17 protein-coding genes are annotated in these 14,736 nt (G+C 64.0%); 7 read left to right on the top strand and 10 right to left on the bottom strand.

Annotated features, from left to right (window positions below; translation table 11 throughout):
• Positions 1-21: 21 nt before the first annotated feature.
• The 8 genes from NOV72_RS02330 to NOV72_RS02295 form a co-directional block, all read right to left on the bottom strand.
• Positions 22-924 (bottom strand): ABC transporter permease, encoded by a 903-nt coding sequence (locus tag NOV72_RS02330; protein WP_106852942.1) that lies wholly within the window; start codon positions 922-924, stop codon positions 22-24.
• Complete coding sequence (locus NOV72_RS02325; RefSeq protein WP_106852941.1) at positions 924-1,790, bottom strand: ABC transporter permease; 867 nt, start codon at positions 1,788-1,790, stop codon at positions 924-926. Before NOV72_RS02325 ends, NOV72_RS02330 begins: the two co-directional genes overlap by 1 nt.
• Complete coding sequence (locus NOV72_RS02320) at positions 1,787-2,863, bottom strand: ABC transporter ATP-binding protein (RefSeq protein ID WP_106852940.1); 1,077 nt, start codon at positions 2,861-2,863, stop codon at positions 1,787-1,789. Before NOV72_RS02320 ends, NOV72_RS02325 begins: the two co-directional genes overlap by 4 nt.
• A gap of 91 nt (positions 2,864-2,954) precedes the next feature.
• Positions 2,955-4,058: an ABC transporter substrate-binding protein gene (locus NOV72_RS02315; RefSeq protein ID WP_245932879.1), complete on the bottom strand. Its 1,104-nt coding sequence runs from the start codon at positions 4,056-4,058 to the stop codon at positions 2,955-2,957.
• Positions 4,059-4,670: 612 nt separating this feature from the next.
• Positions 4,671-5,363 carry a FadR/GntR family transcriptional regulator gene (locus NOV72_RS02310; protein WP_106852938.1) on the bottom strand — a complete coding sequence of 231 codons (693 nt, stop codon included), beginning with the start codon at positions 5,361-5,363 and terminating at the stop codon, positions 4,671-4,673.
• A gap of 125 nt (positions 5,364-5,488) precedes the next feature.
• The gene (locus NOV72_RS02305) at positions 5,489-6,325 is read right to left on the bottom strand and encodes a 3-oxoadipate:acetyl-CoA acetyltransferase (RefSeq protein WP_106852937.1); all 837 of its coding nucleotides are present in this window, start codon (positions 6,323-6,325) and stop codon (positions 5,489-5,491) included.
• 172 nt (positions 6,326-6,497) lie between these two features.
• Positions 6,498-6,779 (bottom strand): DUF3303 domain-containing protein, encoded by a 282-nt coding sequence (locus tag NOV72_RS02300; protein ID WP_106853246.1) that lies wholly within the window; start codon positions 6,777-6,779, stop codon positions 6,498-6,500.
• 109 nt (positions 6,780-6,888) lie between these two features.
• On the bottom strand, positions 6,889-7,200 hold the full coding sequence (locus NOV72_RS02295; protein WP_245932858.1) for a hypothetical protein: 312 nt from the start codon (positions 7,198-7,200) through the stop codon (positions 6,889-6,891).
• Positions 7,201-7,456: 256 nt separating this feature from the next.
• On the opposite strand from NOV72_RS02295, the gene NOV72_RS02290 reads away from it, so the two are divergent.
• Genes NOV72_RS02290 through NOV72_RS02280 form a run of 3 tightly spaced genes read left to right on the top strand, consistent with a single transcriptional unit; the run spans position 7,457 to position 9,837 of the window.
• Entirely contained in the window at positions 7,457-7,759 is a 303-nt protein-coding gene (locus NOV72_RS02290) for an EF-hand domain-containing protein (RefSeq protein ID WP_106852935.1), read from the top strand.
• 12 nt (positions 7,760-7,771) lie between these two features.
• Entirely contained in the window at positions 7,772-8,485 is a 714-nt protein-coding gene (locus NOV72_RS02285; RefSeq protein WP_106852934.1) for a response regulator, read from the top strand.
• Positions 8,486-8,490: 5 nt separating this feature from the next.
• On the top strand, positions 8,491-9,837 hold the full coding sequence (locus tag NOV72_RS02280; protein ID WP_106853245.1) for an ATP-binding protein: 1,347 nt from the start codon (positions 8,491-8,493) through the stop codon (positions 9,835-9,837).
• 2 nt (positions 9,838-9,839) lie between these two features.
• On the opposite strand, the gene NOV72_RS02275 is transcribed toward NOV72_RS02280, so the two are convergent.
• Complete coding sequence (locus NOV72_RS02275) at positions 9,840-11,231, bottom strand: polyhydroxyalkanoate depolymerase (protein WP_106852933.1); 1,392 nt, start codon at positions 11,229-11,231, stop codon at positions 9,840-9,842.
• A 187-nt stretch (positions 11,232-11,418) separates the two neighbouring features.
• Between NOV72_RS02275 and NOV72_RS02270 the strand changes: the two genes are divergently transcribed.
• From NOV72_RS02270 to NOV72_RS02260, 3 genes are all read left to right on the top strand, one after another.
• Positions 11,419-12,072, top strand: a complete 654-nt coding sequence (locus NOV72_RS02270) for a glutathione S-transferase family protein (protein WP_106853244.1) — start codon at positions 11,419-11,421, stop codon at positions 12,070-12,072.
• 65 nt (positions 12,073-12,137) lie between these two features.
• Positions 12,138-12,845, top strand: a complete 708-nt coding sequence (locus NOV72_RS02265; protein ID WP_106852932.1) for a Crp/Fnr family transcriptional regulator — start codon at positions 12,138-12,140, stop codon at positions 12,843-12,845.
• A 557-nt stretch (positions 12,846-13,402) separates the two neighbouring features.
• A complete protein-coding gene (locus NOV72_RS02260) occupies positions 13,403-13,777 on the top strand; it encodes a DUF3564 family protein (protein WP_245932857.1) in 375 nt (124 codons plus the stop codon).
• Between the two features lie 15 nt (positions 13,778-13,792).
• On the opposite strand, the gene NOV72_RS33040 is transcribed toward NOV72_RS02260, so the two are convergent.
• Positions 13,793-14,119 (bottom strand): DUF2964 family protein, encoded by a 327-nt coding sequence (locus NOV72_RS33040; RefSeq protein ID WP_342753354.1) that lies wholly within the window; start codon positions 14,117-14,119, stop codon positions 13,793-13,795.
• A gap of 174 nt (positions 14,120-14,293) precedes the next feature.
• Between NOV72_RS33040 and phaP the strand changes: the two genes are divergently transcribed.
• The gene (gene phaP / locus NOV72_RS02250) at positions 14,294-14,716 is read left to right on the top strand and encodes a phasin family protein (RefSeq protein WP_106852930.1); all 423 of its coding nucleotides are present in this window, start codon (positions 14,294-14,296) and stop codon (positions 14,714-14,716) included.
• Positions 14,717-14,736 lie beyond the last annotated feature (20 nt).

Genomic DNA, 14,736 nt, shown 5'->3' with positions numbered 1-14,736 from the left:
CGCAGCCGCGCGGGCGAGACGTCACTGCTTCTGTTCCTTCACGCGCGACACGAGTTGCGTCGGGCTCACGAACTGCAGCGCGATCAGCACCCAGACCATCGTGATGGCCATGTAGATCATCGCCATCGCGTCGATGGACTGCGGCGCGCGCACGCCCGTCGAGAACACCGCGTAGTAGAGCGCGACGACGAGCGTCTGCGTGGTCGGCCCCGCGGTGAAGAACGTCAGCTCGAACATGCCGATGGTGCGCACCAGCACGAGCAGCCCCGCGGCCAGCATGCCGGGCACGAGCAGCGGCAGCAGCACGTAGCGGAAATAGCGGAACGTGTTCGCGCCGAAGATGCGCGCGGCCGATTCCAGATTCGGATCGATCTGCTCGATGAAAGGCGTCATCACGAGAATGACGAACGGCAGCGCAGGCACCAGATTCGCGAGGATCACGCCGGTCAGCGTGCCCGCGAGATGGAACTTGTACATGACCGTCGCCATCGGGATGCCGTAGGTCACGGGCGGCACCATCAGCGGCAGCAGAAACACGAGCATCGCGAAACGCTTGCCGGGAAACTGCACGCGGGCGAGCGCGTAAGCCGCCGGCACGCCCAGCGCGATCGACAGCAGCACCACCGCGCCCACCACTTCGAGCGTGACCAGCAGCACGCTCGAAAGCTGGAAGTCGCTCCACGCCTGCGCGTACCAGTGCAGCGTGAAGCCCTGCGGCAACAGCGTGCCGAACCAGCGCGTCGCCACCGAATTCACCGCGACGGTCGCGATCAGCAGCAGCACGTTGACGAGGAAGAAGCCCATCGTCGCCCAGACGAAGCACTTCCACAGCCTGTCGCGCAGGCTCGACTGTTGTTTCATGACCTTGCCCGCGTTGTTGCCGGGCGATGCCCAGGCCGGCGCCGTTTGATTATCGAGAGCCATTATCCCTTGCCTCCCGTCACCGGACCCGTATAGAAGAAGCGGCGCGCGCCGAGCATGCCGCCCACGACGAGCAACTGCACGAAGCCCATCACGATCGCGATGGTCGAAGCGAGCGCGTAGTCGTAGTTCTCGAACGCGGCTTCGGACGCGGCGATCGAAATCACGCGCGTCGGACCGGCCGGCGCGCCGAGCAGCACCGCCGACGGAAACACCGAGAACGCCTGCACGAACGAGAGACAGGCGGTCATCGTCAGGCCCGGCAACAGCAGCGGCAGATAGATCTGACGGAACTGCTGCCACGGACTCGCGCCGAGCGTCGCGGCGGCGCGCGCGAGCGTCGGGTCGATGCCGGTCACGTACGACAGCGTCAGCAGAAACGCGAACGGAAAGCCCGACACGATCAGCGAAATCAGCACGCCCCAGTAGTTGTGCGTGAGGCGCACTTCATCGCCGTAGAGATGCAGCGCCTGCAACGCCTGCGGAAACCAGCCGTTCGGGCTGAAGTACGTCAGCATGCCGTCGGCGATCAGCACGGTGCCGAGCGTCACCGGCACGACGAGCAGCGTCGTCACGAACTTCTGCCACGGCGACGTGCGGCGCAACGCGAACGCCACCGGCACCGACACGCCGACGTTGATGATCGCCGCGGGCACGGCGAGCTTCAGCGTGACGATGATCGTCGGCCACATCGACGAATCGGTGAAGAACGTGATGTAGTTCGTCCAGACGCTGCCGCCGTTCATCGGACTGAACGACAGCCTCAGCCCGTAGGCGAACGGATAGATGAACAGCGCGAGGATGAAGACGAGCGCCGGCGCGACGAGCCAGCCCTTCGGATCGCGCGGCTGCGCGGGAAGCGCGATCATTTTTCTTCTCCGTACACGAGCGTTTTCGACGGCGCGACGCGCAGCGAAATGCGCTCGCCTTCGGCGCATTCGCCCGCGATGCGCGCCCACAGCTTGCCGAACGCGGTATTGACGATGATGAGCGAATCGCGGCCGCCGTATTCGACGACTTCGACGTGCGCATCGAACGCGTTCTCCGCGCCGGGCGTCGTGCGTTCCATGTCTTCCGGGCGCAGCGCAACGGCCACGCGCTTGCTGTCGAAACCTTCCATCGGCGTGCCGAGGAGGCGCACGCCGTTCGCGTTCACCGCGACTGCATCGCCCTGCGTGCCTTCGAGCGTCGCCGCGACGACGTTGCGAAAGCCCATGAAACGCGCGACGTGCAGATTCTTCGGCCGCGAATAGACTTCCTTCGGCGAGGCCACCTGCTGGACGACGCCCTCTTTCATCACGACGATGCGATCGGCCATCGACAGCGCTTCGTCCTGATCGTGCGTCACGTAGATGGTCGCGCGCTCCAGCTTGCCGTGGATGCGGCGAATTTCGGCGCGCATCTCGATGCGCAGCTTGGTGTCGAGATTCGAGAGCGGTTCGTCCATCAGCACGAGCGGCGGCTCGATGACGATCGCGCGCGCGATCGCCACGCGCTGCTGCTGACCGCCCGACAACTGGCCGGGCAGCTTGGCGTCGTGGCCGATCAGTTGCACGAGCTGCAACGCGGCCTTCGCGCGCTTCGTCGCTTCCGCCTTCGGCATGCCGCGCATCTTCAGGCCGAAGCCGACGTTGTCCAGCACCGACATATGCGGAAACAGCGCGTAGTTCTGAAAGACCATGCCGAAGCCGCGCTTTTCGGGCGGAAGCACGTCGATACGCTGGTCGTCGAGCCAGATGCCGCCGCCCGTCAGCGGCTGCAATCCGGCGATGCAGTTCAGCGCGGTCGACTTGCCGCAGCCCGAAGGCCCCAGCAGCGCGATGAACTCGCCGCGCTGGATGTTCAGGTCGAGTCCCTTCAACGCCGCCAGTTGCTGCCCTTGCGCGTTGGTGAAGCTGCGCGAGACCGCGTCCAGACGCAACTGCTCAAATGTGTGCTTCATGACAATTTCCTGCGCTTTTTTGTAGAAGCGGCGACGCGTCCTGACCGGAGCGCCGCCGTCTCATGACAGCCCTACGCCGACTCAGGCCGACTTACTTGGTCTTTGCCGCGCCGATTTCGCGGTCCCATTTCTGGAACGCCGCGACCATCGACTGTGCATTGAGCGGCAGCACGTGCGGACGATCGGCGAGCAGCTTCGCGTACTCGGGCCGGCCGAACTTCTGGATGACTTCCTGACTCTTCGCGGGCGCCATCGAGAGCGGCACGTCCTTCACCGCCGGGCCGGGATAGAAGTAACCGTCGTCATAGGTGAGCGCCTGCTGCGCCGGCTCGAGCATGAAGTTCATCAGCTTGTAGAGCACGTCGAGCTTTTCCTTCGGCACGCCCTTCGGGATCACCATGTAGTGGGCGTCGTTCACCCAGGTCATGTTGTCGAACGCGCCGACCTTGAACTCCGCGGGCACGATGCCGAGCGCGCGCGGGTTGATGTCCCAGCCGGTCACGGTGACGGTCATGTCGCGCGTGCCTTCGCCCAGTTCCTTCATGACCGCCGACGTGCCGCCCGGGTAGTACGGAATGCAGTCGTTCAGTTGCTTGAGGAACGCCCAGGTCTTGTCCCAGCCGTTGATCGGGTCCATCGGGTCCTTGTCGCCGAGCACGTACGGCAGGCCCATCAGGAAGGTGCGGCCCGGACCGGAATTCGCCGGACGCGCGTAGATCAGCTTGTTCGGATGCGCCTTGCACCATGCGAGCAGTTGATCGGGCGTCTTCGGAACGTCGGTGACCTTGGCCGGGTTGTATTCGAGCAGCGGGCCGGCGGGCATGTAGGTCACTTCGAGACCGTAGCCCTGCGCGATGTCCTGCATCTTGCGCGGGCCGGGCGCGTATTTGTCGAGCACGCCGGGGAACGCCTTCGCGTTGTCGGGAAGCAGCTTCTCCCACAGGCCTTGCTGGATGCCGGCCGCGAGCGCATCGGTGCCGGTCACGACGAGGTCGATGTCCGAGCGGCCCGCCGCCTGCATCGCCTTGATCTTGCCCGGCAGTTGCGGCGCGGGCGCGTTCGTGAAGGTGATGCTGGAAACCAGATCGGGATATTTCGCCTTGAACGCCTCGAAGCCCTTTTGCGTCAGTTGCAGATTGCCCGCAACGTCGACGATGTTGATCGATACGGGATCGGCCGCGTAGGCCGCGGTCATGCCGAAAGCCGCGCCAACCGCGACGCAAACTGCCGCCAGTTTCACTGACAGTCCTGCCTTGAAAGCCATTTTGTCTCCTCACTTCTCTCGCAACCGGTGGTCGGGAAAGGTCCGGTCATATCGTCGATGTTGTCGATTCGTGTCGATCGCCGGCCTGTTTGTGCTTCGTTCTGATTCGTTCGTGCGCCGCTTGCTGGCACCTTGAATGTAGCGTGTCTCTGTGCGCGTGCGTCCTCATGGCGACCGGATGCTGAAAAATAGCTAACGAGGTCATAGGATGTCAAGCAAATCGACGGCTCCGGGCGTGTTACCGAAACGTCGCCACACCCGTTTTTCTTCTGGCGATAGCGGTTTGCTGCGTGTCTCGGGAGATACCCGAAGGGGTTGTTACCTGACCGTTTAACTTGTGTTTCCTGCGAAATTACTTGATGTTTCCCCGTGGCTTGAATGAGGCGTTACTCGTCCGCCCAATCGCCGCGCAGCGGGGCGCGACGGCGGTCGTGCTTCACGACGGCCAGCTTGCCAATCGCGCAAAGTTGTCAAACAACTCACTCAATCGACGACGATTTTTAGCCTGCGAACGCCAAGGTTGTGTGACAACTGCGCGCGTGGCTAGTCGCCGAACATGCGATCGAGCGTGTTTTGCAGATGCGCCTTCATCGCTTTTCCGGCCCGGGCGGCGTCACGCGCGCGAATCGCTTCGAGGACTTCGAGATGTTCGCGCTGAACGACACGCTGTCGTTCGAGCGTCATCACGAACGACAGATTGCGCGACAGGTTCATGCTGACTTCGATCTGTTCCTCGATGAACGACAGCGCGGTAATGAAAAACTGATTCTTCGACGCGCGCGCGACCGCGAGATGGAACGCGAAATCCTCTTTCGCGCCGATGCCCTGCGCCGTTTCGACGACGCGCTCCATCTGATCCCAGGCATCGCGAATCGCGTGGATATCGTCGTCTTCGGCCTTGCTGGCGGCGAGTTCCGCCGCGCCGGACTCGGTCACGATCCGAAACTCGTAGCAGCGGCGAATATCCGAGAGCGTTTCGAGCGGCGCGAAACGGCGCACGTCCGGATCGGGCCGGCGCCCGACGACCGTTCCCGATCCGCGCCGCGTCACGATGATGCCGTCCGCGCGCAATCGTGCAAGCGCTTCGCGCACAGTCGGGCGTGAAGTCGCGAAGCGTTCGGCCAGCGCGTGTTCGGTGAGCAGCCGGTCGCCCTCCTTGAACTCGCCTTCCACGATGCTGTTGAGGATGTCGCTGTAAATCCGGTCGGCGAGCCCGGATGACTTACGCTCGTTCATGTGCGCGCTTGCCGTGCTTGTCAGGGTGGAGACCGATTGTAAGACAGATTTTCGGACGCAAAAACAGAAAGGCGCGTCGCCGGATACCCCGGCGACGCGCCTCCGAAAAAATACGTCAAACGAATTTACAGCGACAACAACTCCCGCGCTTCCTTCGCCGTCGCCACCGGCCGCCCATATTCCGCACACAACGACGCCACCCGGCTCACGAGTTGCGCATTGCTCTTCGCGAGCGTGTCCTTGTCCCAGCGCACGTTGTCTTCCAGCCCCGTCCGGCAGTGCCCGCCCAACTGCAGCGTCCAGTGATTCACTTCGAGCTGATGACGCCCGATGCCCGCCGCCGTCCACGTCGCATCGGGCAAATTCTTCTTCAATTGCTCGACTTCGAACTCCAGAATCTCGAGCCGCGCGGGCAAGGCGTTCTTCACGCCGAGCACGAATTGCACGTGCACGGGCGGCTTCAGCAAGCCCTGATTCACGAGATCGACGGTGCTATAGAGCATCGCCAGATCGAAAATCTCGATCTCGGGCTTCACGTTGTGATCGAGCATCGTTTGCGCGAGCGAGCGCACGAAATCGGGCGGATTCTCGTAGACGATCGTCGGAAAATTGACCGAACCCGTCGCGAGCGACGCCATGTCGGGCTTCAGGTCGAGCATCGCGCCGCGCTGCTCGAACGAACGTCCGCGGCCGCCCGTCGAAAACTGGATGATGATGTCCGGACAATGCTTGCGAATACCCTCCTGCAATTCCGCGAAGCGATGCCGGTCCGAGCTCGAGCGTTCATCTTCGTCGCGCACATGCAGGTGTACGAGCGTCGCGCCCGCTTCATACGCTTCGTGCGTGCTCTCGATCTGCTCGGGGATCGTGATCGGCACGGCGGGATTGTCCTTCTTGCGCGGCACCGAGCCGGTGATCGCCACCGATATCACACAAGGTTCTTTCGTAGGGGATTGGGTCACGCTTCGCTCCTTGACGGCGCCATCCTTGCGGGAACAATTCGGGGATCGCGAACGGCGCTCACTTTTGAACTAACTAGTACGTTCCAATAATGCGGCATTGTCCGCTGCGCGGCAAGCCAAACAAACCCTGATGCGCCCGCCGTTCGTACGAAGAATCGGGCGCGTGTTTCGTCTACTGGCGCTCCGCGAATTCCACGAGCATTTTTCCGACCTGCTCGTCGGTCATCGCAGGCTTGATGTCGAACATGAAGAGATCGGCCCATTCGTGCGCCCAGCGCGCGAGCGGCTCGATGTCCTCGCATTCGCAAACGGCGACGCCCCAGATGGAGCCGATCGCATGCCAGCGTCCCAGCAGTTCGATGCCGTCGGGCGGCGCGCCGCGGGTCTGAATGAATCGCTCGGCGGCCTGTCGTTCGACCTCGGGCTGCGCACTCCAATTGACGATGAATAGCATGGCACGATCCTCCTGTTGGAACGCCATGAAACGGCGCGATGCGCCGGGTCGCCGCCGCATCGGCATATCGGGCGAACGCGGTTCATCCAGTATAGGAGGCCGCGATCGATCAATGCATCACGACGACGGGTGCCGCCAGCACCGGCTGCGCATAAGTGATCCTGACGCCCGGCATCACCGCGTAAGGCGACACGACGACCGTCGGTCTCGGCGGCGAAGGCGGCGGCACGGCGACCGCCACCGGCGCGACGACCACGGTGCGCGCGGGCACGTAGTAATAAGCCGGCCTCGGCGGCGGCGCGTAGTAGTACACGGGAGGCGCGACATAGGAAACCTGCACGCTCGTTCCAGCCGACGCGGATTTCGCGCAGGTCAGACTGATGGCGGCAACGGCGGAAACGCTGAGCAAACGGATGTTCATGTTGAAGTCCTCATGCATCGTGAGAGATGAATCTCGGCAGCGCGAATCGAACACGTCTGCCGGCGATGAGAACGATAGCCAAGCGTCGCTGAAAGCGTGAGCCGTAACTTGTGTCGCCGTGTGTCGGCGCAAGCGCGCGTGAGATCTGGCGACATGATTCGTAGCATTCACCAGATTGCGTTCGCCGCGCGGCTCAATAGAATGACATCACCGATCACCGCTGACATGCATCCGTATCCGGAACAGGGAGAAAGCCATGCGAAAAATTCTTGCCGCCCTTGCTGCCTGCGCGGCGTGCGCCACGTCGGGCGCCGCGTTCGCGCAAACCGCCACTCAGCCGATGGGCGCAAGCCCGCGCGTCGAACGCGCGCTCGGGCAGTTGCAGACGCGCTTTTCGAACGCCAACACGACGCACGACGGCAAGCTCACGCGCGAACAGGCATCGGCGGGCATGCCGATGGTGGCCAAACACTTCGACCAGATCGACACGCAGAAGAACGGTTACGTGACGCTGCCGCAGATCGAAGCCTTCATGCGCGAGCACGCCGCACAACGCTGATCCGGAGCCTCCATGGAAACCCTGCCGAAGATCGTCGTGCTCGACGACGAAGCCGAGTTGCGCAACATGCTGCAGCGCTTTCTGAGTTCGCAGGGTTTCGAGGTGCGCGTCGTCGAAAATGGCAAGCGGCTCGACCGCTACCTTCAGCGCGAGCCTTACGACCTGCTCGTGCTCGACTGGATGATGGAGCCCGAAGACGGCCTCTCGGTCTGCAAGCGCCTGCGCGCCGAAGGTCAGACGCTGCCTATCCTCATGCTCACGGCGAAGGGCGATCCGGTCGACAAGGTGATCGGCCTCGAAACCGGCGCCGACGATTACCTCGCCAAACCGTTCCTGCCACAAGAACTGGTGGCTCGCGTGCGCGCGCTGCTGCGCCGCCAGAAAATCGCCGCCGGCGATCCGACGCACACGCAGCACGTCGTCCGCTTCGGTGAGTTCCGCCTCGATCTCGCGAAACAGAAGCTGTATCGCAACGGCGAGCCGTTCGACATTCATTCCGCGCAGATGCAACTGCTGCACGCGCTCGGCTCCTCGCCGAATCGCGCGGTGAGCCGCGACAATCTCATCGCCCGCACGCGCGGCCGCGATCACGACGCGCTCGATCGCAGCATCGACGTGCAGGTGCTGCGGCTGCGCCAGATCGTCGAGGAAGACCCGGGCAAGCCGCGCTTCATCAAGACCGTCTGGGGCGTCGGCTACATGCTGCTCGCCGAAATCGAATCGTGAGCCGCGTGCCGCTCGTGCCGCGCTCGCTCTTCGCGCGCAACGTCCTGCTGCTGGTCGCGCTCGTCGCGGTGAGCCAGATTTGCGCGATCGCGGTGCTGCTGCACTTCATCCAGACGCCGCGCATCGAGCGTGCGGCCGCGACGTTCGCGAGCTACATCGTCACGCTCGACACGCTGCTGCAAACGACGCCGCCCGAAGCCGCGCAAAGCGTCGGCGCCCATCTCGACATCCACGCCGAACTGCCCGCCGGCGCGCACGAGACGGCGCCGGGATCGCGCTTGCGCTTCTATCAAACGTATCAGCGTCAGACCTTCGTCGAGAGTCTGCGGCGGCATTTGCCCGCCGACATGCTCGTGCGCTGGCAAGGCGGCGATTCCGCCGACGACGGCCAGCAACGCCTGTGGATTCGCGCGCATTTGTCGGGCGAGCCGCGCTGGCTTGCGCTGCCGGTCCCCGAAGCCGCGCACGACGACGGCCTCGTGACCGCCCTGCTCCTTTCGCTCGGGCTCGGCGCGCTCGCGTTCGCGACGGCGTATGTGATCCAGCGCCACCTGAACCGTCCGCTCTCGCATCTCGCCGATGCCGCGCGGCTCGTTTCCGCGGGCGGCGAGCCGGGCGTTCTGCCGACGGACGGCCCGACGGAAATCGCGCAGGTGAGCGGCGCATTCAACCGCATGACGGCCGCGCTGAAGGAAGCCGAAGCGACGCGCGCGCTGATGCTCGCGGGCATCTCGCACGACATCCGCACGCCGATGACCAAGCTGCGCCTCGCCATGGCGATGTCCTCCGTGCCGTCGACGGACGCGACCTTCACGGCATCGGCGGAAGGTTATCTCGACACCATCGACACGATTCTTCAGCAGTTCATGGATTACGCGGGCAGCGGCGCGAAGGAGACGCCCGTCGTCGGCGATCTCAACGAACTGATCGCCAATCTCGCCGCCGATTTCGCGGGACTGGGACACGAGTTCGCGCTCGATCTCGGCGAGATCGAACCGTTTGCGTTTCGCCCCATCAGCATGATGCGCGTGCTCATGAACCTGATGCAGAACGCCGTGCTGTACGGCGTCGTCGGGCTGGAAGTGCGCACGTGGACGGACAAGCGGGCGAACGCCGCGTGCGTCGTGATCGCGGATCGCGGCAAAGGACTTGGCGGACAAGACCCGGAAGCGCTCAAGCAGCCGTTCAAACGCGGCGGCGGCGAAGGCCAGCCGAAGGGCACCGGTCTCGGTCTCGCGATCGTCGAGCGCATTGCGCGGCTGCATGGCGGCACGCTCGAATTGCGCGCGCGCGAAGGCGGCGGCGCGGAGTCGCGCCTCGTCCTGCCACTTTCGGGCGTGGCGACGGGCTGACGCTATTCGGTTGCGCGTGCGTCGTCGGGATCGGCGATCGCCTGCTTGCCGCCGCTCTGCTGCGCCGCCTGCGCCTGCTCCTCCGCAACCGTCGATTCACGCGCGAGCGGCGCGATCGCCTGCAACGGGACCATCGGCTGCGCGCGCGCGTTGACGCCGGCCGGGCTCGGTTCGTTGTCGTGTATCAATGCGCGGATTCGCGGATAAATCTGCCGCTCCCAGCGCTTGCCGTTGAAGACGCCGTAGTGCCCGACGCCCGTCTGCACGTGATGCGCCTTCAGATAAGGCCGCAGCTTGTCGCACAGATCCTGCGCGGCGAGCGTCTGCCCGACAGCGCAGATGTCGTCGCGCTCGCCCTCGACGGTGAAGAGCGCGGTACGCCGGATCGCCGACGGATCGACCTTCCGGCCGCGCACTTCGAGTTGCTTCAGCGGCAGCGCGTGACGCTGAAAGACGGTATCGACGGTTTCCAGATAGAACTCGGCGGTGAGATCCATCGTCGCGAAATATTCCTCGTAGAAAACGCGGATCGCGTCCGCCTGCGCGGGGTCGCCCTTCGCGCGCTGACGATACATGTCCTCGAACGATTCGAGATGGCGCGCGAGATTCATCGACATGAACGCGCCCAGTTGCACGAAGCCCGGATACACGCGCCGCATCGCGCCCGCGAAGCCGAACGGCACCATGCCGATCAGATTGCGCTCGAACCATTCGAGCGGCTTGCTCTTCGCGAGCTCGTTCACGCGGGTCGGATTCACGCGCGTGTCGATGGGGCCGGCCATCAGCGTCATGCTCGCCGGCTCGGCGGGATGCCGGTCCTCGGCCATCAACGCAACCGCCGACAGCGCCGCGACGGTCGGCTGACACACCGCCAGCAGATGCGCCCCCGGCCCGATCGTTTCGATGAAATCGACGATGTGCTGCACGTACTCGTCGAAGCCGAAGCGGCCGTGCATCAGCGAGACGTCGCGCGGATTGCGCCAGTCGGTGATGTAGACGTCGTGGTCGGCGAGCATCGTGCGCACGGTGCCGCGCAAAAGGGTCGCGAAGTGGCCGGACATCGGCGCGACGACGAGCACGCGCGGCTGCGCGACGGATACACCGTCCTTGCGGAAATGCAGCAGGTCGCAGAACGGCGTGCGCGCCGCAACCTCTTCCGCGACGCGCATCGGCTTGCCTTCGACGTCCACTTCCGCGATACCGAACGACGGCCGCGCGTGCGTCAGCCCGGCGAGTTCGATCTGCTCGCAGATCGCCGCGAGGCCGCGGCCCTGCGGCGTCGCGCCGATCTCCGGCCAGACGCGCAGCGCGCCGCCGACGAGCGCGGCGGCGTGACGTATCGGCAGCATCGAATCGGACCAGGCCTGATAGCCCGCGTAGGCGAACGGATTCATCTCTCTTGCACGCGGGCGGCGCATGCGTCGATGTGGAGCGTCGAAAGAGGCAATAGACATGCCAATCGCCCGAACGATTGGCATATCCTTTGCACGGCTACCATCCACGAGCGCGTAGTGCCGCCTTTCGGTGCCTGCACGCACCGCGCTCGATCCGTCTTGGTGCACGACGCGCGAGGAGAAGCTCATGGCGAAGGCCACGCTCACCATCAGCAGCAAGAACTATTCGTCCTGGTCGTTGCGCGGCTGGCTGCTCGCGAAGTTCAGCGGACTGCCGTTCGAGGAAGCCGTAATGCCCGCCGACGATCCCGGCGCGCGCGCCGAACTCCTTCTGCTTTCGCCGTCGATTCTCGTGCCCTGCCTCTTTCACGACGGCATCAAGGTCTGGGACACGCTCGCGATCGCCGAGTATCTGAACGAAGTGCGCCCCGACGCCGGGCTGCTGCCGAAGGAACGCGCCGAGCGCGCGCATTGCCGCGCGATCTGCGGCGAGATGCATTCGGGCTTCGCCGCGTTGCGCTCCGCGTTGCCGATGAACCTGAAAGCGCACTTTCCCGGCTTCAAGGTGTGGGCGCGCGCGCAGACCGACATCGAGCGCATCGTGGCGATCTGGCACGAGTGCCTTGCGCAATACGGCGGGCCGTATCTCTTCGGCGAACGCTCGTGCGCGGATGCGATGTTCGCGCCGGTCGTCACGCGCTTCGTCACCTACGACGTCAAGCTCGACGCGGATATCGTCGCGTATGGCGAGCGCATTCTCGCGATGCCGGAAATGCGCCAGTGGATCGCCGATGCGCAACAGGAAGCCGAAGAGATCGACGAGCTGGACATCGAATTCTGAACGCCGCGCCGGGTTGTCCTTTCCTTAGTCCGTGAACCATACTGATCAGTAGGGGGAAACCGCTCATGGAACCTTCAGCCAATTCGGGCGCTTCGGTCAGACACGCCGCGCCGACGCTGCACGTGCGCCTCTCGGACGCCGACGCCATTCCGTTTCCGACGCGCACCGTCGAGCGCGGCGATGCGCTTTATTGCATGGGCGAGCCATTGCGCAGCCTCTATACGGTGCAAAGCGGCTGCTTCAAAACCGTCGCGACGTATCCGAGCGGCGACGACGACAGCGCCCCGCACATGCAGGTCACCGGCTTCCATTTCACGAACGAAACGCTCGCCCTCGACGGCGTGTGCACCGGACGGCACGAAAGCGACGCCATCGCGCTCGAACCGAGCATCGTGCGCATCATGCCGGTCGGCATACTGGAACCTTTGTGCCGTGAATACGCGGCGATGCAGCACGAACTGCTCGCGATCATGAGCGCTGAAATCGTGCGCGCGTCGCGGCTTGCGCTGATGCTCGGCACCATGCCCGCGCGCGAGCGCGTGGCCGCGTTCCTGCTCGATTTTTCCGAGCGTCTCGACGCGCGCGATGCGTCAACCGGCGATCACGCGAACGAACTCATCCTGCCGATGACCCGCGCGGACATCGGCAGCTATCTGGGCCTGGAACTGGAAACCGTGAGCCGCACGCTCTCGAAGCTGCAACGCGAGGGCGCGATCGGTCTCAACGGGCGACAGGTGCGCATCGTCGATCGGACGATGCTCGAACATCACTGACGAACGTTCGCGCGTATCGTGGGCGCCGCCGCGTCGATATTGCAGCGCAGCGCTTCACGCCCGAAACGGCCCGACTTGCTCACAACCCTCTGCAACGCGTTGAGGCGCGCAAAGCCGGCGTGGTGCACACATGCACGGCGAGCGAGCGTCGACGTAACGTGACATCGCACGACGATGCGCCGCGTTCGTCGCGCCCGCATGCGGCGATATGCCCGCGATGCCTGTCGCTGAAGCGTCAGATTGTCGTACTAAACTAAAGCCGCACGGTCACGAAGCAAGGGCATGGTTCGGCATCGGACTTGCTTGATGCTTTAACTGTTCTGTCTGTTGCGGCGCGGCGCGCTCGAGCGACGTCTCTGCGATGGAACCCATTACATGCGTCGCGTTAAAACTTATTTGGCGCACGCCGTTCGAACCTCTTATCGCGGCCTCACATGAGCCGTGTAGCAACGCCTTAACAATACGCGCGGCGCAAGCCGCCATTCAATCGACGACGCTCATGGCCAGTGCGGAAGTGCTGAGCGTCTCGTCCATCGAATCGTTTCATGGAGGATGACATGCGTATCACGGTCAAGCTGGATGGCTTCGAAGGCGCTCCGTCGGCGGCCTACGCCATCCTGTGGCTCGACAAGGAAACCCGCCGATGGTCACGCGAAGGACATCAGGCGGTGGAAGTGCCGGACTGGGGCGGCCTGCGTTCGGGATTGAACGGCACGATGATCTGCGACCAGCACGTCGGCGATCCCATCTGCGTGCTGGAACGCCTCGACGTCGATGCTCCCGGCGGCCCATGTGAAGGCCTTGCTGGACGCGTGCTCTGGTATGTGGACGGCGCAACGGCAAAAAGCACCGGACGCTGGCACGTGCAGTGCATCGACCGCGAACAGATCAGGGCGGAGCGCGGCGTTTTCGCGGGCGAGGAGGGAATCTGATCGAAGGACGCGATCTCAGGGCTCGTCGCCCGGCAACGGTGTGAGCATCACGACGAACGACGCAGCGCCGATCAGAATCGCGAGGACGCCGTAGTACATCACGGCCGTCTCGTCGAAGAGCAGGCCGCGCAACGCGGCATTGATGCCGCCCAGCGTCACGAACACGGCGCCCAAGGCCGCGACGATGCGCCCTTCACCCCTGATCATGATCTTCTCCCGACCGTCGGGCGGCCTCGGCCGCCCGCGCTGCACGCCGATATTGCGCCGCCATAATTCATGGTCGTCGGCCCGGCGCGGCGAGCGTTGACCTGCATCAATCGCGAGAAAACGCGGCCGCGACACGATCGCTCGTTCTGGTGTTTTCCCTTGCCCCATTTCCGGCGCTTATATTGGTAGTATCAGGTGCTGGCGCGCGTTGGCATGATTTCGCGCACACGGCGCATGCTGCCCGGGCCATCCTCGCCTTCGCCCGCAAGAATGGCTCGCATTCGACCAACAGAACCCTGGGGAGGCACCATGAATCAAAATTTCAGCGATCCGTTCAGCCAGTTTGCCGCCATGTTCCAGCAGTATCAGCTTCCTGGGTTCGACGTCACCGCGATCATGGAATCGCGGCGCAAGGACGTCGAAGCGCTCGCGGCGACCAATCGCGTCGCGTTCGGCGGCATGGAAGCGCTGCGCGACAAACAAGTCGAAATCCTGCGCCGGACCTTGAGCGATCTGGAATCCATCGCGAAGCAATTCGCCAATACGTCGACGCAACCTCCATTCAACGCGAACGAAGTCGTGCAACGCGTGCTGCACAACGCGCTCGCCGACATGCAGGACATCGCGCGCACGACGCAGCAGACTCAGGCGGAAGCGTATGCGCTCGTCAGCAAGCGCATGGAAGACGCCCTGAAGGAACTGAAAGCGACTATCGAGAAGCCCAAAACCTGACCTCGCTTCTTCCCGACAAG

It is taken from the genome of Caballeronia novacaledonica, from assembly GCF_900258035.1.
Taxonomy (GTDB): Bacteria; Pseudomonadota; Gammaproteobacteria; order Burkholderiales; family Burkholderiaceae; genus Caballeronia; species Caballeronia novacaledonica.
This window is presented reverse-complemented; position numbering and strand designations above follow the sequence as displayed.